At 44.1% G+C, this 17,361-nt stretch carries 17 protein-coding genes and 1 pseudogene; 4 read left to right on the top strand and 14 right to left on the bottom strand.

The genetic code is table 11. From position 1 onward, the window contains the following. Nucleotides 1-16: 16 nt before the first annotated feature. The 11 genes from GWI56_RS16680 to GWI56_RS16630 form a co-directional block, all read right to left on the bottom strand. Complete coding sequence (locus GWI56_RS16680; RefSeq protein WP_198573550.1) at nucleotides 17-400, bottom strand: secretion protein; 384 nt, start codon at nucleotides 398-400, stop codon at nucleotides 17-19. Nucleotides 401-463: 63 nt separating this feature from the next. Beyond that, the gene (locus GWI56_RS16675; RefSeq protein ID WP_028759295.1) at nucleotides 464-1,066 is read right to left on the bottom strand and encodes a pathogenicity island effector protein; all 603 of its coding nucleotides are present in this window, start codon (nucleotides 1,064-1,066) and stop codon (nucleotides 464-466) included. 12 nt (nucleotides 1,067-1,078) lie between these two features. Further along, nucleotides 1,079-2,533: a type III secretion system translocon protein gene (locus GWI56_RS16670; RefSeq protein ID WP_168826763.1), complete on the bottom strand. Its 1,455-nt coding sequence runs from the start codon at nucleotides 2,531-2,533 to the stop codon at nucleotides 1,079-1,081. Beyond that, on the bottom strand, nucleotides 2,523-2,993 hold the full coding sequence (locus tag GWI56_RS16665; protein WP_198573549.1) for a SycD/LcrH family type III secretion system chaperone: 471 nt from the start codon (nucleotides 2,991-2,993) through the stop codon (nucleotides 2,523-2,525). The genes GWI56_RS16670 and GWI56_RS16665 overlap by 11 nt, the downstream gene beginning before the upstream one ends. A 10-nt stretch (nucleotides 2,994-3,003) precedes the next feature. Next, the gene (locus GWI56_RS16660) at nucleotides 3,004-3,804 is read right to left on the bottom strand and encodes a secretion protein EspA (protein ID WP_168826761.1); all 801 of its coding nucleotides are present in this window, start codon (nucleotides 3,802-3,804) and stop codon (nucleotides 3,004-3,006) included. Nucleotides 3,805-3,841: 37 nt separating this feature from the next. After that, nucleotides 3,842-4,417: a secretion protein EspA gene (locus GWI56_RS16655; RefSeq protein ID WP_006081435.1), complete on the bottom strand. Its 576-nt coding sequence runs from the start codon at nucleotides 4,415-4,417 to the stop codon at nucleotides 3,842-3,844. 47 nt (nucleotides 4,418-4,464) lie between these two features. After that, on the bottom strand, nucleotides 4,465-4,833 hold the full coding sequence (locus GWI56_RS16650) for a hypothetical protein (protein ID WP_131525044.1): 369 nt from the start codon (nucleotides 4,831-4,833) through the stop codon (nucleotides 4,465-4,467). Between the two features lie 104 nt (nucleotides 4,834-4,937). Further along, entirely contained in the window at nucleotides 4,938-5,129 is a 192-nt protein-coding gene (locus tag GWI56_RS16645; RefSeq protein WP_198573548.1) for a hypothetical protein, read from the bottom strand. An 8-nt stretch (nucleotides 5,130-5,137) separates the two neighbouring features. After that, on the bottom strand, nucleotides 5,138-6,343 hold the full coding sequence (sctD, locus tag GWI56_RS16640; RefSeq protein WP_198573547.1) for a type III secretion system inner membrane ring subunit SctD: 1,206 nt from the start codon (nucleotides 6,341-6,343) through the stop codon (nucleotides 5,138-5,140). A gap of 1 nt (nucleotide 6,344) precedes the next feature. Beyond that, a complete protein-coding gene (locus tag GWI56_RS16635; RefSeq protein ID WP_131525041.1) occupies nucleotides 6,345-7,820 on the bottom strand; it encodes an EscC/YscC/HrcC family type III secretion system outer membrane ring protein in 1,476 nt (491 codons plus the stop codon). Further along, nucleotides 7,817-8,206 (bottom strand): hypothetical protein, encoded by a 390-nt coding sequence (locus GWI56_RS16630; protein WP_242068425.1) that lies wholly within the window; start codon nucleotides 8,204-8,206, stop codon nucleotides 7,817-7,819. The genes GWI56_RS16635 and GWI56_RS16630 overlap by 4 nt, the downstream gene beginning before the upstream one ends. A 254-nt stretch (nucleotides 8,207-8,460) precedes the next feature. Between GWI56_RS16630 and GWI56_RS16625 the strand changes: the two genes are divergently transcribed. Continuing rightward, nucleotides 8,461-11,235, top strand: coding sequence for a two component system sensor kinase (locus GWI56_RS16625; RefSeq protein WP_168826752.1), 2,775 nt, complete (start codon nucleotides 8,461-8,463; stop codon nucleotides 11,233-11,235). Nucleotides 11,236-11,289: 54 nt separating this feature from the next. Here GWI56_RS16625 and GWI56_RS16620 read toward each other — a convergent pair whose 3' ends face one another. From GWI56_RS16620 to GWI56_RS16610, 3 genes and pseudogenes are all read right to left on the bottom strand, one after another. Continuing rightward, nucleotides 11,290-11,934 (bottom strand): two component system response regulator, encoded by a 645-nt coding sequence (locus GWI56_RS16620; RefSeq protein ID WP_131525039.1) that lies wholly within the window; start codon nucleotides 11,932-11,934, stop codon nucleotides 11,290-11,292. Between the two features lie 1,135 nt (nucleotides 11,935-13,069). Continuing rightward, nucleotides 13,070-13,357 (bottom strand): annotated as a pseudogene (locus GWI56_RS16615) (hypothetical protein); the annotation flags it as partial. 295 nt (nucleotides 13,358-13,652) lie between these two features. After that, nucleotides 13,653-14,432 carry a TOBE domain-containing protein gene (locus GWI56_RS16610; protein ID WP_198573545.1) on the bottom strand — a complete coding sequence of 260 codons (780 nt, stop codon included), beginning with the start codon at nucleotides 14,430-14,432 and terminating at the stop codon, nucleotides 13,653-13,655. Between the two features lie 205 nt (nucleotides 14,433-14,637). On the opposite strand from GWI56_RS16610, the gene modA reads away from it, so the two are divergent. The 3 genes from modA to modC are packed head-to-tail and all read left to right on the top strand — an operon-like array spanning nucleotide 14,638 to nucleotide 17,247. Further along, nucleotides 14,638-15,429, top strand: a complete 792-nt coding sequence (gene modA / locus GWI56_RS16605; RefSeq protein WP_198573544.1) for a molybdate ABC transporter substrate-binding protein — start codon at nucleotides 14,638-14,640, stop codon at nucleotides 15,427-15,429. 1 nt (nucleotide 15,430) lies between these two features. Beyond that, on the top strand, nucleotides 15,431-16,168 hold the full coding sequence (modB, locus tag GWI56_RS16600; protein WP_006083011.1) for a molybdate ABC transporter permease subunit: 738 nt from the start codon (nucleotides 15,431-15,433) through the stop codon (nucleotides 16,166-16,168). Further along, nucleotides 16,162-17,247 (top strand): molybdenum ABC transporter ATP-binding protein ModC, encoded by a 1,086-nt coding sequence (modC, locus tag GWI56_RS16595; RefSeq protein WP_198573543.1) that lies wholly within the window; start codon nucleotides 16,162-16,164, stop codon nucleotides 17,245-17,247. The genes modB and modC overlap by 7 nt, the downstream gene beginning before the upstream one ends. Nucleotides 17,248-17,361: the final 114 nt, after the last annotated feature.

The raw sequence follows: 17,361 nt of genomic DNA, 5'->3' as shown, positions 1-17,361 counted from the left end.
ACGGCTTTTGTTTGCCCTAGTACACCAACCAAGTCTCGCCATTCTGATTAACTTCCTTGGCGCCTTGTTTGAGCAATACCTCTCTCAGTGCCTGACGAGCGAGACGTTGTGCAGGCCTACCTGCATCATGGATTACCATGCCGCGGATCTGCTGAATATCCGGCAGACCTCGCCTTAAATCACGTAATTGTTCCACTAACTGTAAAACCGCACTGCTGACCCCCGAGGTATTGCCTTTACTGCAAAAGTCACAAATGGTCAGTGTGTTTTCGTCGACGCGATACACCATCGACCAATGGGGACTATCCCAACATTTTCCCCATTCAAACTGGCTGTTTTCAAAATAAGCAGGACTGACTGTCACCCCTTGACGGGCAAGATATTGACTTACACTATCCATATTGATCTCCTTAGTGTTAGGCCGGTTCGACCTAACACTTAATGATGTTGAATAGAAGCACTGCTAGTTATGTACTGCCGAGCTAATGCGGCCGTGCAATTCGACGAGCTCTTTGATCAAGGAGCGCATCTGCTCCGAAATTTGCTTTGCTTTATCATTCAGATCATTAACACCCTTGATATAGCTCTGGGCGTTACTCGCCTTAAAATCACCGATAGTGCGCTCTAGTTCAGCCTCTTTGCTTATATTGGCACCGACCACTTTGCCTGTGCCTTCAATCCCTTTGCTAAACGCCCCACTCATGTGAGTCGCAGCATCTCCAAACTTGCCCGATAACCCAACCCCTGCCATACCTATCACGCCTCCGGCGATCTCTAATACACCAGTCCAGATACTCGCTTCGCAGGCCTTATCAATGGCGGAACGTTTATCGTCCATAGAGGCAATTTGTACGTCCCAACCGAGTTGTTGCTGCTTAACGTTGTAGTCCTGTAATACGTTGCGTAATTTTTTAAACATCTCGGCCAATTTCAGCATAAGATCATTAATTTGCGAGATAGCATCCATACCGTCACTGGCACAGTTGTCATTCAGTTGATCAGTCTTGTCTGTGTTAACGGGCGCTGGAGTGTGGCCTTGGCCCGAAATAATGTTGATATCTGTCATGGTAAACCTCACTTATACTGTTGAACCTGCGATACGAGCTTGTAGTGCGCCACTCTGACTGATCGCCTTACTGGCACCGTCTAAGCTGTCGCCTTGTTTTTCAATCAGATCTTTTACAGTTTTCATTTGCTGTTCTTTAGCCTTGTCGTACCACTCGTAGCAAAACTCTAAGAAATTCTGTTTTAAAATCAGTTCTTCAATTTGCTTTTGCAGTTTGGCTTTCTCAACGGCTATGCTGCCATCGGTAATCGCTTTTCCTGCACCAGCGGTCGCACGGATCACATCTAAGGTCGTAAAAGTACATGCCTTGATTGCCGTTTTAATCACTTCATGGCTAACCTCTTTCACCACTTGCTTAGTGATTTCCTCGGCAGTGACCTGGACGCCTTTCTTAATAGCCTGTTTGCCGACTTCTTCGACAGATCGAGTCACGAGTTGCTCAATCGCCTCTTTACTGAAGGCATCCATCAGACCGCTGGCAAGTTTACGTCCCCCCTGTTCAGCGGCTTCTTTTAAACCCTTGCCTAAGTTGGCCATAACTTGGTCAGTAACTTGTTCGGCAACTTGCTTACCAACTTCTTTCGCGACATTAGTGACCGCTTCGGTAGAACCTTTAGTAATACCATCAACGAGTTTAGGAGCCGCTTCCTTCATCGCCGTTTCTGTACCTTTGGCAATTGAACGTGTCGCTGAAATTGCCCGCCCTGCTTGGAAGATATCCAGTGCCATGCCCACTATTTCGCAACCTAATTGCACTTTGCCTGCCACATCAATTACGCTCTGGCATTTATCTTTATCTGCCCCACATAAGATGGCGGTTTCTGCCGCGGCTTTAACCATGCCAGCAACCCCTGCAGCGAGATAGGCAGCACCTCCGGCAATTTCTAATGCGCCCCCCGCAACATCACCAACCGCACAGCGTAAGGCGCCTTCGACCAACTTAATTACCCCGTAAATGGCCTCAACCGCTCCGACAATCCAGTCGAAAATAGCTCCGAAAATTCCACCCTTGTGGGCCTTATCAGCTTGCTCGATGGCTTTTGCCAGTTGCTCTTGATATTCCTTCACCTTTTTATCGCGCAGGAACTCTTGAGTATCGGTCATTATCTTGCTAGCTTTCATGGCCGAGCTTGCTGTGTCTGCGAAGGTCGAAATACTGAGATTCGCAGCCATCATGACCATGGAATCCATGGACGCTTTTTCTAATGAATTCAATGATCCCAATCCACCAACAGTGCCCGTCTTAGGATCTGGGGTAAAAAAGGGCGTTAAAATACGCTGCAATGCCCTTTGTGCATCTTTCATTGTGACTGGACCTTGATGCTGATCTTTATGCTCAGTTTGAGTGAGCGTCACAGGCATGGACCAGTCGGGCAAACTTGCTTTGCTAACAGCATGCGCCTGGGCGCTAGCATAATTGGCCGACACATTCTCAGGGCCTCTTTCTGTCACACTGTTAATTGACATGGGAATTCTCCTTAGCGAGTGTGGCTAGCCCGCGCTGTGCACTGGCGGCAATCCCTGTGCTCTCGGGGTGGCCTTCACACCAACGTAGACTGGCGTTAAAGCTTCTCTGGGCATAATCATGGTTACCTAACGCCAAGTAACTCAAACCAGCATGATAAGCGGGTAACGGATTATCGACTTTGATCATCCCAGCTCGGCCCAAACAGAAAATGGCCTCTTCATGTTCGTGTAACTGCTGGCAGCATATTCCTAGAGAAAAGCAGTAGTCGTAATTCCATTGGTCTATGCGCATTAAGAGGTAAAAGATCCGCTTCGCCCCCTGTTGATCACGGCAAGCCATTAACTGCAACGTGTATTGGTACAACACATTCAAGTCACTTTGCTCGACGTCAGCCAACATACGCAGTGAGCCTCCCCGTTGCAGAAAGTGTTCAATTACTTCAAATTCTTCCTGTTTCATAACTGACTCCCTAACGGACATTTTGGGCGATGGATTTATTCATCTCGGCCAACATGGTCTGCATGCTATTGAGTAAACTGACGGTCACGTTATAGGTCTGCATAATTTTCTGCAGTTGCAATTGTGACTGGGAGACAAAGTCAGAGGCACGATTTGAGACCGATTCCAAAGCCGATTTCACCGCTTGCAACTTACCTTTATCTAGACCTCCAGCAGCGCCAAGGGCATTGGCAATCTGTTGCATATGTACCTTACTGATGCTTTGCCATGATTGCTGTCCGACTTCGGGAAGACCCCAGATATAATCACAACAACGCTGACCATCGACCTTGATGCCGTGTTCATCCATATAACTGATCACATCTTGCCAACTCGCCGATTGCATTCCTTCTGGTCCAGCTGCGGCAATTTTGTCTAGTAACTTTTTCAAATAAACAGCGGAGGGATCATTGTGACTGAGATAAGCAGAGATGCTCATGCCATCAACTTCAAAGCCATTGTCACTCATATACTTAACGACATCAGCAGGCAGATTTACCGTGGCTTTATCCCCTTGCTTCGCGACTTGAGCTATCGCCTCATCGACGCGATTCGCCATGTCTTGAGCTTGGCGCGACACATCGGCCTTTTGCTGCATTTGGCCATACTTAGCATCGGCCAGTTCTGACAACAAATTCATAAACATATACAGTACTGCAATACCTCCAGAGAGCACTGAATCTCCGCGAGACGCTATCTGAGCTTTCACCTCATCCGACGCTTGACTGTTGGTAATACTGGTACCTTGAGTTGCTACATTTGTAATTTCCACAATGATTACCTCCAACAAAAAACGATATCGCACTAAATTAACGAATGTTTTGTGCAATCGACTTGTTCATCTCCGCTAGCATGGTTTGCATACTGTTTAATAAACTGACGGTAACGTTGTAAGTCTGCATAATTTTTTGCAGCTGTAGCTGAGATTGTGAAACGAAGTCAGAGGCACGGTTAGATACAGATTCCAACGCCGCTTTCACCGCCTGTAACTTACCTTTATCTAACCCTTTACCGTCGGGGTCATTCTTGGCCAGGTACTTATCGATGGTCATACCATCTATGGTGAAACCATTATCATGCATGTATTTCACGACATCATCAGGAAGTTTACCTACGGCTTTATCACCATCTTTGGAGACGTTTGCAATGACCTCATCAACCTGATTTGCCATATCTTGCGCTTGACGAGAAACATCAGCTTTTTGCTGCATTTGACTGTATTTAGCATCGGCTAATTCAGAAAGCAGATTCATAAACATATATAAGACTGCAATTCCCCCTGAGAGTACTGAATCACCGCGTGAAGCAATTTGATTTTTGACACTTTCAGGTTGTTGAGAGTTAATAATGCTAGTGCCTTGATTACCTACATTTGAAATATCCATAATAACACCTCATTGATTATTTAAATTAAGCATGATTTTTATTGAACTTACATATAACTTCTAACTTTTTTAACCTTGTCAATCACCTTTTCTTTAGAAGTTGAGTCAATATCATTATCAACCTCGCCAGATTCTATTTTACCTAACAAATTAAATTGTGTTTCGAGACTTTTGAAATGATGTTCCAATTCACTGACTTTATTCATAACAGTATTTTGCTGTGATTCAAATCCACCAGGGAATGCATTCTTTAACTTAATCAGCTTAGCTAATGCTTCAGGATCCCTATCAGAACGTTCAACTAGAAGATTTATTTCTTCTTGTAGCGCTTGAAATTCTTTAATATGTTCTCCAAGTGCTGCTTTACGTTGCTGAAGATCTTGCATAACTGATTTTATATCACTGAACATATCCATAACTAACCCCTTGACTTATATATTAATACTATTATGTATTGAAGATACCTAAAAACGATGGGAATAAAACAAAACTGGTCAAACCACTAGATTAAAATTTAAAGCTATTTTTTATAACGTGAAACAAGTGTGTCTATAACTATTTCTGCCGCATTGATAGCTTCATCTAACAATGGAATTGTTCCACTATTACCAGATAAGATATTACTGCGCATTTTAGCTAGTCTATTATGGTAAGCCTCCTGTTTGTAATTATGTGATTTAATATCATCCTCAAGCTGTGTAATTCTTGACATAATGCCTCCTAAAAAATAAGTGGTACATGAATTAACTCACCGGCTCTACTGAGATCTAATCCATGAATGTTCATATACTCCACGACATAACCATTATCTAATTTGCTACCCGTTGATAACCGAACACCACTCGATAACTCTATGAATGGAGACTGAGCATTACCACCATAGGTCACCACAGAAGCATTTAATAAATGATTAAGTTCGTTTTGTACTGGAATATTTTGAAATACTAACTTCAATCCATTGGCATGCGTTGGTTCTAATCCTTGCGCAACAGTCATAATCTGTTGCTGTTGTTGTTCACTGACTTTGCCTGTCATGACGATGGCATCATTGATCCGCTCTATCATGAGACCAACCAGTAAATTTTTGTTTCGCAATGCGGAGATTAACGGTTTGAGCTGACTGTCAACCTGATTGCTAACTTGCCAATTAACAAGTCCGGGCAGGTTATTCAAGCTAGACACCGCTTTATCCCAGCGCTCCCCTGACTGAATGGCGCCTGAGATGATGACATTGCTGGGCTCACTACCTAAGGTCACAAGGGCATTGGCAAATCCATTTTGGACTAAGACATCTTTGACATTACGTATCAACTGATCGCCACAAGTGGTCTGCTCTATAAATAAAATACCTTGTCCTTTGATATCACCGAGAAACTGCGCCATACGTTGTGAATCTTGGCAAAAACCGCTCAGTGTCACCACGCCATCTTTTGACCAATGGGCTTGAACTCCGTTTAAACCGTCGGTCTGCAGCTGCTGCGATAACCATTGTGCTTGTGTCAACTCGGCGATAGGCATCTTTGCAGGAGCTAATAACACTGTCGCTAATAGCACCATAGAGAGCATTGAAACTATCGCCAGTAACCACCACGACTTCTTTGCCTTTGTTTGAAAATGTGATGGTATTGCCTGTTGCTGTAATTCATCGGTGCAATGGCCTAAGAGGATACCCACACCAGCGAGTTCAATAACTTGCCCCAATGGCAACATATTGACTTCGCTTATAGGCTGTCCAGCTATCCAAGTCGGTACCCAAGACTGCAGCCGAACCCCCGCTTCATCGATCAATAAATCCACTTGTTCTACGTGTTCAAGTGTGGCTAACACATCACCATCGGGTCCGATGCTTAAGTTACCAAGAGGCAAAGATAGCTCTCGTCCTTGCAATGGACCGTTTAACCATAAGAGCTTGTATCCTGAAGACATATTAATCTCCTTGGTTAACGGGTTCCGCTTTGATCAGGAACAGACGCATCACGCTTTGAGTGTGGTGATCTGTGCTTCTAAACAAACCGCCCAGTAATGGTAGATCGCCTAGTAACGGGATCTTGTTCTGGGTCGTTTCATCTCTATCTTGTACGAAGCCGCCGAGTAACAGACTCTCCCCCGATTTCAGCGTCGCCTGAGTCGAGATCTCGGAGTTTTGCACTTGTGGTAATGGTTCACTACGGCTCACTGCTTGGCTCTGTTGACCATCCTGAATATTGAGATCCAACATCACAGCCTGATGACCTACTTCATCAATCAATCTTGGTGTGACTCGTAATAGAGAACCAGTGGTCACTGACTCTAATTTAGCGACTTTATCCCCTTCCAACTTAGTGTAAAATGTCACGTTTTTATCGAGTACTGCTTGCACATTGTTTAACGTAACCACAGAGGGACGTGAGAGCACTTTGGCCTTAGAGTTCTTCTCTAGTGCATTGAGGCGCATCATGAAGTTGCCTGTATTGCCTATGACAGTGGAAAAATTGTCACTGCTATCACCACTGTTGAAACTGACTGAACCACCCCCTAATTTGGCTGACGCCGACCAATCTATGCCCAACTGTTTAAAGTCAGAGGCGTCCACATCGAATATCGATACAGACACTTCAATCATGGTGGGCTTAGTATCGAGTTGTCTTATCAAAGAGCCATAAGTGGCCATATCACGGGCACTTCCACGGACTATGATGGCGTTTTGACGAGGATCAGCGGCAAAGACTGGGCCGCTAATATTACTCACAGAACCCGCCACTGCATTGGCGACTTGTGTACCTTGATCCATTTCTTTTAGCACCGTGACTAATCCAGGAATACTCACAGGTTGGCTACGATATTCATAAATAGAGTCTGTGGCAGATGCGTATTTCAGTGGATAGACTTTAACCGTTTCTTGGTTTTCTGTGGTTTGTTTAGCATTGGCATCAAGTTGTGCCGTAAGTTTGGTGACACTGTTAATGCATTCGGGTACACCTGTGACTTGTAAGCCACTGATCCCTGCCATAGATTTAATGTTACAGACCCCCTTATCTAACACTCCTGCACTGCGCAGGTAATGGTCGACCTTAGTCGCGGATAAGCTAGTTAACGGTAGCACTTCACTATTAATTTCACTGGCTTTGTAAACATATAAGACTTCGTTGTTGTAGTACCAAACTAAGCCATAGCGACGGGTCAGATCTTGAATAACGGATTTAGGATCTTGTTCTTGGATTTGGCCGATATAGTTGTCGTTGACCTTGTTACTGACAATGACTGGTACGCCGTAATTGTTGGCAAAGTCTTGGATGACGGAGGCTAGCGCAGTGCCTCGACTGATCATTACAAAGGGTTCACCTTGCCATTTAATGTTTGTCAGTGGTGCAGCCTGAACTAGGCCAATCTGACAAAGTAACAGTAGACTGAGTAGTTTTTTCATACTGTCCTCCCGATAAGTGAAGCTCGATTGCTATCAACAGGTTTAAGCAGGCTCTTTTCGAGAAACCTCGCTATAGCAAGTTGCATGACAATCCCTTTAGATAAAGCTTCATCATCTTGAATTTCATCGTAATAACGCCATAACAACCAGAGTTCACCTCTAAGCTGAAGGCCACAATCTAAGGCGTGATCACTAGCGGCTAATGCGAGCGTTGCTTGTGTTAGCCAATCCACAGCAATATCGGTCGAAATCGCTAGCACTATTGCAATAGATACAGAGGTGTCAGTTTCGAGAACGAGGGCTTGTCTTTCGGCTAAGGTCCAAGTCGTGTTTCCTTCGACGTTTTGGCTAGCCAAGAAGCCACTTTCAATCAATCTCGTCAGCATTTTTACACCCTGTTTCACTTTCATGGGATCAGTATGTAAGTGTCTAAGCCTAGCGCCCATCAGGTGAACACCTTAACTACTTAAGGTAGGTAGATGAAAAATACCAAGCCTCAGTTATTCACCTGATAGCACTGGCCGTTAATGTGGTTAAGATGAGAAAATGGTTCGAATGGATTTCGAAGTTCATGCAAGAACAAGATGAATAGCGTATTTTTAACTGACAAAGGCCGAAATAAGATGAGCAGAGAACATAGATGAAGATCCAATGGAAGTTTTCCTTAGTTACTAAGCTCACAGTCTCCTTTATGTCAGTGCTCGTAGCTCTGTGGCTGATGATGGAATATCTATCCTATAACAACACGTTCAGCCATACACTCGAACGCTCCTTAGTTGCCTTTAGTGAGCTCAGCGGATTACGGGCCGAGGTGAGTAATACACTTTTCACCGATGCCAGTTATGATGTGCGCCAGCTCGATAAACAGCTCAAACAGTTCGCTTCAATAGACAAAGTGAATGACCAGGAAATTGTGTCTCATTATTTTCCATTCCAAGCGAAAAGCCATGACGATACTTTGACCATGTGGGTCGCGCAAACATTTGGCAGTGCTGGGCAACACAGATATTTAGATACTTTCATCTTGAAACCTAACGAAGGTATTACGATTTATGCAGCATCCGATGCCAATGATGAATATTTTCAAATTCGTCTACGCGAGATAAAACAGCTCTCAGTACAAGCGTCGACTACAGGTTATCGTTGGGGAACACCGCTCAAGGACAAGAATTCAGAAGACTACCACTTAAGTTTCAGTTACTCGAGTGATCCACAGGATCCCCTATCCCCACAAGTCGGTTTTAGTATCAATTTAGCGTCAGCAATGTCACTAAATAATGCCTTAGGACCTGGGGACATTAGCTTTTTCATGACACCAAAGGGGGAGTTATTTTCTAAATCTACCTTAACCTTAACTCCGTCGATACTCGTTAAACTCAAAGATGAATTTAGTCATGACCACCCACATGCTAAGAACACCGCACACCCATTGGGCGATTACTATGTCATAAAAGAGCATATTCATGGGCCAGGCTGGCAGCACATCACATTAATTTCAGATGTCTATCTTAAAGATATGGCGTTAATACCTTTTTTTAAAGAGCTGCCATGCGCTCTGTTGGTCTTAGTTTTGACAGCAACTATCCTGCTGAATATATTAAAGATTAACCTTAGCAAACCTATGAGAAACTTCGTAAATATCATCAATAATGCCAGTCAGTCGACCTTCGAACACCGACTACCACAGGATCGTAATGACGAGCTGGGACAAATTGCGAAAGCCTATAATCATCTACTCGATACAGTAAAAGAAAGCTATGACGAGTTAGAGCAAAAAGTCACCCTTCGTACCAATGAATTAGCCTTGGCTAAGCAAGAAGCAGAAAAGGCCAATGAACGTAAAACCGAGCATCTAACAACTATCAGCCACGAAATTCGAACTCCATTGAATGGTATTACTGGGTCGCTCGAATTACTACGTAATACCCAACTGACACCTAAGCAAATGGATTTGCGTGATACCGCATATAATTGTGCCAATTCTTTACTCGCCATTATCAATAATTTGTTGGATTTTTCCCGTATAGAAGCCGACCAAATTGAAATGAACTTACAGTCTTACCCCATTTTGAAGTTGGCTGATGATGCAATGATCACCATCCAATCTCGGATCGTGAATAAACCCATCACCCTAAAATGCTTAGTCAATGCTAATGTCGCCGAGAAAGCACTACTGGATCCTCTGCGAGTCAGGCAAATTCTGGTTAACTTGCTCGGTAATTCGGCTAAATTTACCGAAGCTGGCCAGATTTTATTACGTATCGAAGTGGTTAAGCAGCATCTGTATTTTAGTGTGGAAGACACGGGGGGAGGGGTTGCTATTCAAGATCAGCAGCGTATTTTTGAACCTTTTGCACAAACTTGCCATCATAAATCGGGCACAGGGCTTGGTTTACCTATCTCAGCGAAACTCGCCAGCAAAATGAAAGGCAAACTCACAATGTTTAGCACTTTGGGCGAAGGTAGTACTTTTATTCTCGATTTACCCTTAGTTGATCCAACTGCGCCCTTATGTTTACCTAATACTGTGATTGTCGCTCCTTTAGCCTTACATCCACAACTCACACTCTGGGGAGCTTGCCCCATTGAAGGGGATAATCCGGCATTAGCATCTCCTGAACTGGCTCACTTGCCGGCTCGTTTATGGCAGAGGCTCTTTGAAATTCGCCACAACCTGCCACATAAGCAACGTCAGCATACCCCAACACTTCTCCCTTGGCGGTTAAAGATCCTCTTAGTCGACGATGTCGAAACTAATCGCGATATCATAGGTAAAATGTTGCTTGAATTAGGACAACAAGTCATTGCCGTTAGCAGTGGTGAAGCCGCGTTAGAAAAAGGTACTCGACATATCTTCGATCTTGTCCTTATGGATATTCGTATGCCAGGACTCGATGGTTATCAAACAACGCAACGATGGCGCAATAGTGAAGATATTCTCGATGGTGATTGCCCAATTTTTGCACTCACTGCCAACGCCAATCCTAAAGAGCATGACACAATAGAATCCGCGGGAATGAATAGTTATATAACCAAACCAGTGTCATTGAAGCAACTTAACCATGCACTCGAAGCCGCGGCTGATATGCAGTTAGATCGTGATATGCAGCTCGTGATAAACAATGAAATCGATGCGCCTATGATTGATTTTTCGCATACAGATCTTAATCATAGACTCGCCGTGCATCTGGCAGATATGGCACATCAGGCCAAGTTACATATAGAGAATCAAGCTTGGAAAGAATTGAGTGATGTACTGCATACCATCAAAGGTAGCGCTGGCTTAGCAGGTAAAAAAAACATTGCAAATGAAGCGGCAGATTTAGAGGTAGCACTCGAAACGAAAGAATGTTTGAGCCTAGCAGAATTTAGCGCACTCGATAATTTAATTCACGCATTAGACGCTGAAAGTTGATCTTAGACTAAAAGTGCAAGCACGGCACAAACTGTGCTTACGCCACATCCATCTTTATAATCCGAGTCTTTGCACCCAATGCATTAACTCGGCGACATTATGCGCATTAAGTTTGCGCATTAAATTCATTCTGTGAGTCTCTACCGTTTTTAAACCAATCACTAAATCTTCAGCAATATCACGGTTGCGGCGCCCCTCACAGATCAGTTTTAGCACTTGTTGCTCGCGGGGGGTCAGCAAAGGGATATCCCCATCGACCACTCCACTCAAAGCGGCTATTTGCTGCTCATCTAAACTAGGATCGATAAAATTTTTGCCCTTACTCACACACTTAATTGCCGCTAATAATGTGCTCTTAGGGCTATTTTTTAATACATAACCATTGGCGCCTACATCAAGCGCTTCCCGTGCACTTTTTTCCTCAATCGTCGCCGTTAACATAATAATCATCATCTCTGGCCAACGTTGTCTGAGCTGACGGATCACGTCCAATCCACCCATTCCGGGTAATTTAAGATCCATAAAGACCAGATCTGGCCTGAGTTTGAGGCATTTCTCGTATACCGCAAGCCCATCTTCAACCGAGCCAATCAGATTAAGTTCAGGATAAGGCGCTAAACAGCCTCTTAATCCATCAAAAATCAACGAATGATCATCGACCACTAAAATATTGATCACTTTTCCATGACTAAATGCCATATACGTCCCTAGACTCTAATACTCAAAATCATAAAAAGTTTTTAAAACCATCGATGAAAAAATGATTTAACAGCATTAAAACCCGTTTAATATTTAAGAAATAATGAATTAATCAGTTAAAATAGTTATACAAAAATAGTAATCATGGTGCAAGTTTAATGTATAAAAATAAAAATTGAATAGCAACAAGATTAGTTTTTCTCTCTCAGGTAACTCAGTTTTCCTTCATAACTTTAAGGAATGATGCTGCTGAAGGATTAAGAGCTTCTTCTATATAAGGACATGTGTACCTTAACGGATACAAAACACTTGATGGTAATGGCCGACATTTTTACTGGTTGGGCTTTAGTATAGTTGGTAGAGAAGCTTTTGCAAAAAATTATATCGGGTTACTCAACAATAAATCATTTAACCAAAATAAAGAATAGTTGCTATTTGATAAAATTTATAACGTATGGCCAGTCGTTTAGGCATATTTTAGTAGTTAATTATCTAAGTTCAGACTTACCCATTATTTATAGCTATTCACTCTCACATTAATCAGCAATTATTTTAAATAAGATAATTAACATTTACCCTTGATATAAAAAACTATTAAAGCCAATAGAGTTATATAATAGCTAACCATTAAACCTATAAATATTACACTTTAATCATTATTAAATTAATTTTTTAATATATCATGTACAGTCTAATTACTCTAACAACTTTCAAGCTGGTCAATTTTTTGTTAAATTCATCTACGAGTTAAAGCAAGTTACTGTTTTAGGAAAAGTGTTTTAGTGATGCATTTATAGAATCATGACACTCATCATAGATACGCTTTCACCTTTAACTTTAAACCTTTATAACTCTTTTTCTGAAGTAATATTGTGATGCCAACTTATTTAACTTGAGGAGATAAAAATGATCCAAGCTAATACTATAACTAAAAATCGCTACCACACTGAAAACCCTAAGTAACTGAAAAATATTAAAGGATGTAGGGGAAACGGCCAAAATTAAAGAAACTCAAGAGTCATTGCTAGCACAATGATTAACACTTGAAGATTTAGCAAGGCAATCTACTGTATCAATAAAACTTCGCAAAAACGTGTAGTAGCCGAACAGCCAGAGCTTACATTTTAATACACTGTTAATCGCAAAAGAGGGTATATAAGCAGAGCACAGTAGGATCCCCTAATAATTCATAACCCCAACAGCCATGAATTAATGAGAGTTCAGCCTGTTTCTTCACAGCACAAAGCGCGTCATCTGCTGATATGGAATAGTCATGCCGTCGCCGTAACAGTTCTTTGCCCATCCTGACTGTCGATAACACATTCAGTTTCTTCACCGTGTTTGCTTGGAAGTGCCGCTGTAATTACTGCATTTCTCCGTATAACCCTACGCACAAAAATGCCTGTTACACCAACAAGGCTATCGATGTGCCGTCCTAAATGAGTTAAGTTAGTGAAGCTATCAGTGTTGATGAATAGATAAGCGACCGTGCTGTGTAGCAGTGTTACGAACGAGAGCCTGAGATGGTGAACTGACAGTTAAACATGGACGTTGTTTGGCAAAGGAGATCCAAGAAAGGATTGCTGTTGCTCCCCCTTTGGGTCAACTCTTGATTTAAATACAAAAACGAACGATCCCATTCGACAACAATAACGCCAAGTTACTGGCCATCCCCAGTGAATAACCCAATGATTAATCGAATTAATTATTCAATTCGACTAATTCATGCTGGCGAGGATCACCTGCGTGGCATCAAAACAGGCGAAACATGATTCGCCGACAGCCAAACTCTGCATTTGGGTGAGTGGCATCACTGAATAGATGATGTCTTTGCCATCAATATCTATGGCTAATTCGGCCTTATCGCCAAGTTCAGTCACGCTCAGCAAACGACCGCTTAGGCAATTTTGCCCATCAACTTCACAGGCATGAGTCGTCGCCAGTACAGCGGGGGCTTTAAACAGTAACAACACAGATTTATCCAGGGCTAACTGCAAGCGTTCGCGGCTCGAATGGGTCACTGAAATCTGAATCTGTTGTCCGCCCGCTAAGGTCACGCTGATTTTGTCATTTAATCCAAATGAATCAATGCTATTGATACGCCCCGTTAACTGATTGCGGGCGCTGGTGTTGAGAGAGAAATGCGCCATCACATCCAATAAACTGTGCATATCGACGGACTCATCGAGCAAGGCAGCCAAAGCCATTTCTTGTACTTGGGAGGTGATGGAATACACCTTAAGCAACCGTTCGCCAAATTCGGTGAGTTTAGCGCCGCCACCGCCTTTGCCGCCCTTTTCGCTACACACTACGGGTTCGGGCATGGCGGTGTTCATCTCATTGATCGCGTCCCACGCCGCTTTATAACTGATCCCCGCAAGCTTGGCGCCTTGGCTGATCGAGCCTGTGTTGGCAACCTGCTCAAGCAGGCTTATCCGCCTAGGATTGGCGAAGGGCTTATCCCCGAGGGAAAGCGTAAGTAATGCATGTAAATCCATCGTTTATCCAGCACCCAAGTCTGACTTGAGTCCTATTGTCCTTCATCGTCTTGAGGATACCAATAAGATTGCCGAGATATTTCAGCGGATTAATGCCATTAATCAGCAAGAAACCGCACACAGATCACTAATTGATTGCTTAGGACTTGAATGATCGATATATAGATTGGTATATAACGATCACTTTTTATCACGGAGGAACACAATGAAATCCATTCACCTTAAGCAATTACTGCGTTTTACCACGGCTTCGTTATTCACAATGGTACTGACATCTAGCCCAATTTTTGCGGCAGACAATGAGCAAGTGACTGTTTTTGCAGCGGCATCGCTCACCAATGCACTTAACGAAATCGGCCTGCTATATGAAAAAGAACACAATACTAAGGTGATATTCTCCTTCGCCTCTTCCTCAACACTGGCAAAACAAGTCGCCAATGGTGCGCCCGCCGATCTGTTTGTCTCGGCGAATCAAAAGTGGATGGATTATCTGGTCGATGCTAAAGCGGTCGATGTTAACAGCCGAAAAACCTTGTTAAAAAATACCTTAGTCTTGATTGCCGAGAAAAATAGTCCCATCACAGAAGTCGTGCTCAATGGCGATTGGGATATTAAAGCCGCATTAAAAGGCAGTCGTATGGCTGTTGGCGACCCTGATCATGTACCCGCTGGACAATATGCCAAGCAAGCCCTCGAAAACCTCAAACTGTGGCAAGCCGCTGAGCCCTTACTCGCCCGTGCTAACAATGTCCGTGCCGCCCTCGCTTTGGTTGAACAGGGTGAAGCGCCGCTTGGCATAGTGTATTCAACCGATGCGAAAGTCGCTCAAAAGATCAAAATCGTTGGCACCTTCCCAGAAACGAGTTACAGCCCAATTGAATACCCTGTCGCCTTAGTCAAACAAGAATCGACCGCAAGCGCCAAAGCGTTCAATGAGTATCTGCAGGGCCCAAGCGCAAAAAATGTGTTTGAGAAATATGGCTTTGGAGTGAATTAGGGTGCTGAGTGGTTCTTTGTTAAGCGGCTCTCTGCTAAGTGGCTCTCTTTTAAGCGACTATGAAATTGCCGCACTGCTGCTCAGTTTAAAGGTGTCATCCGTTGCCGTTATCGCCAGTTTACCCTTGGGTATTTTGTGCGCTTGGTTACTGGCAAGGGTCGAGTTTCCTGGCAAGGCTATATTTGACAGTGTGCTCCATCTACCACTGGTGTTACCGCCCGTGGTAGTGGGTTACCTCTTGCTGATCAGCATGGGCCGCCAAGGTTTTATCGGCCAGTGGTTATTTAATTGGTTTGGTATCAGTTTTAGCTTTAGTTGGCGCGGTGCGGCCCTCGCGGCGGCGATAGTGTCATTCCCGCTGATGGTCAGAGCCATACGCCAATCCTTTGAAACCGTTGATATTCGACTCGAGCAGGCCGCACGCACTTTAGGTAGCAGTCGATGGCGAGTATTTCTCACCATCACACTGCCACTCACCTCTCCAGGGATAGTGTCAGGCATGATTATCGCCTTTGCCCGCAGCCTAGGGGAATTTGGCTCGACTATTACCTTCGTTTCTAATATCCCAGGTGAAACCCGTACGATTCCGCTCGCCATGTACTCTTTTATTGAAACCCCAGGGGCAGAATATCAGGCCATGCGTCTGTGCATTATATCGATCGTTATCGCACTCGCGTCTTTACTTGCCTCCCAATGGCTGAGTAAAAAAGCCCTGCAGAGGACGGCAAGCGTATGTTAACAATCAATATTGAAAAACGACTCGGACAACTGCAACTGAAAGTCGATACCCAATTGCCATTGCAAGGCGTGACAGCCGTTTTTGGCCGTTCGGGTGCGGGTAAGACCTCACTAGTGAACCTACTCGGTGGGCTTTCAACCCCAGATAGCGGTGAAATCCGCCTCGGCGACAAACTGCTTTATCAACAAGGCAAAGTGAACCTTCCCCCAGAGAAGCGCCAAATTGGCTATGTATTTCAAGAAGCACGACTGTTCCCGCACTATAGCGTGAAGGGCAATCTCAACTATGGTATGCGTACAGCTAACCCAGTCTTGTTCGATAGAATTGTGCAACTACTAGGGATTGAAAAACTCCTCAGTCGTTATCCCAGCACGCTATCGGGCGGTGAAAAACAACGGGTTGCCATTGGCCGTGCCCTGCTGACATCACCTGACATGCTGCTAATGGATGAGCCGCTGGCATCACTCGATTTACCCCGTAAACGCGAGTTACTGCCCTACTTGCAAACCTTATCGCAGGAACTAAAACTGCCGATAGTGTATGTGAGCCACAGCTTAGATGAGATCTTACAACTGGCGGATTATATGCTGGTGCTGCATCAGGGGAAATTGATCGCCCAAGGGGCCTTAAGTGAAGTGTGGAATAGCGAGCAAATGCGCCCTTGGGTGCCATTGCAGGAACTCAGCTCACTCCTCAGTGCAAAGGTCGCCGACAGACATCCCGACTACCCCATGACTCGACTCGTGATGGATGATGGAAACTATTTGTGGGTAAGTGGCTATCTGGCTGAAACGGCGAAGAAACTCAAAGTGTGTATTCAGGCAAATCATGTCTCGGTTTGCACTGATATCCCCAAAGGCTCAAGTATCCGCAACCTGCTAAAGGGAGAAATTAAAGAGTTATACCCCAGCGATAACGGCGAGCAAATCCAATTAAAAATCGCCCTAGGCCGCGATGAACTTTGGGCCAACATCACCCCTTGGGCCTGCGACGAACTGCAACTCACTCATGGAAAAGCGATTTATGCACAAATCAAAGGCGTGACTATGACGCAAATGGATATCGCCGAATCCCACTAGCTCAACCTAGAGCACCGAGCGAAAACCAAATTTCAGGCACAAAAAAACCGACTCTAGGTCGGTTTTAGTTCCTTCATCAGAAGGATTTGGTACCAGTGGCCAGACTCGAACTGG

The organism is Shewanella sp. DW31, from assembly GCF_015767295.1.
GTDB classification, from domain to species: domain Bacteria; phylum Pseudomonadota; class Gammaproteobacteria; order Enterobacterales; family Shewanellaceae; genus Shewanella; species Shewanella oncorhynchi.
Note: the sequence above shows the minus strand (reverse complement) of the source record. Positions and strands in the feature narration are given on the sequence as shown.

Coding starts and splice junctions, on each gene's coding strand:
- GWI56_RS16645 (WP_198573548.1), bottom strand. CDS start 5,129: ATGTCAAGAATTACACAGCTTGAGGATGATATTAAATCACATAATTAC.
- GWI56_RS16665 (WP_198573549.1), bottom strand. CDS start 2,993: ATGAAACAGGAAGAATTTGAAGTAATTGAACACTTTCTGCAACGGGGA.
- GWI56_RS16635 (WP_131525041.1), bottom strand. CDS start 7,820: ATGAAAAAACTACTCAGTCTACTGTTACTTTGTCAGATTGGCCTAGTT.
- modA (WP_198573544.1), top strand. CDS start 14,638: ATGAAATCCATTCACCTTAAGCAATTACTGCGTTTTACCACGGCTTCG.
- GWI56_RS16670 (WP_168826763.1), bottom strand. CDS start 2,533: ATGTCAATTAACAGTGTGACAGAAAGAGGCCCTGAGAATGTGTCGGCC.
- GWI56_RS16655 (WP_006081435.1), bottom strand. CDS start 4,417: ATGGATATTTCAAATGTAGGTAATCAAGGCACTAGCATTATTAACTCT.
- GWI56_RS16625 (WP_168826752.1), top strand. CDS start 8,461: ATGAAGATCCAATGGAAGTTTTCCTTAGTTACTAAGCTCACAGTCTCC.
- GWI56_RS16610 (WP_198573545.1), bottom strand. CDS start 14,432: ATGGATTTACATGCATTACTTACGCTTTCCCTCGGGGATAAGCCCTTC.
- GWI56_RS16680 (WP_198573550.1), bottom strand. CDS start 400: ATGGATAGTGTAAGTCAATATCTTGCCCGTCAAGGGGTGACAGTCAGT.
- sctD (WP_198573547.1), bottom strand. CDS start 6,343: ATGTCTTCAGGATACAAGCTCTTATGGTTAAACGGTCCATTGCAAGGA.
- GWI56_RS16675 (WP_028759295.1), bottom strand. CDS start 1,066: ATGACAGATATCAACATTATTTCGGGCCAAGGCCACACTCCAGCGCCC.
- GWI56_RS16620 (WP_131525039.1), bottom strand. CDS start 11,934: ATGGCATTTAGTCATGGAAAAGTGATCAATATTTTAGTGGTCGATGAT.
- GWI56_RS16650 (WP_131525044.1), bottom strand. CDS start 4,833: ATGGATATGTTCAGTGATATAAAATCAGTTATGCAAGATCTTCAGCAA.
- GWI56_RS16630 (WP_242068425.1), bottom strand. CDS start 8,206: ATGCTGACGAGATTGATTGAAAGTGGCTTCTTGGCTAGCCAAAACGTC.
- modC (WP_198573543.1), top strand. CDS start 16,162: ATGTTAACAATCAATATTGAAAAACGACTCGGACAACTGCAACTGAAA.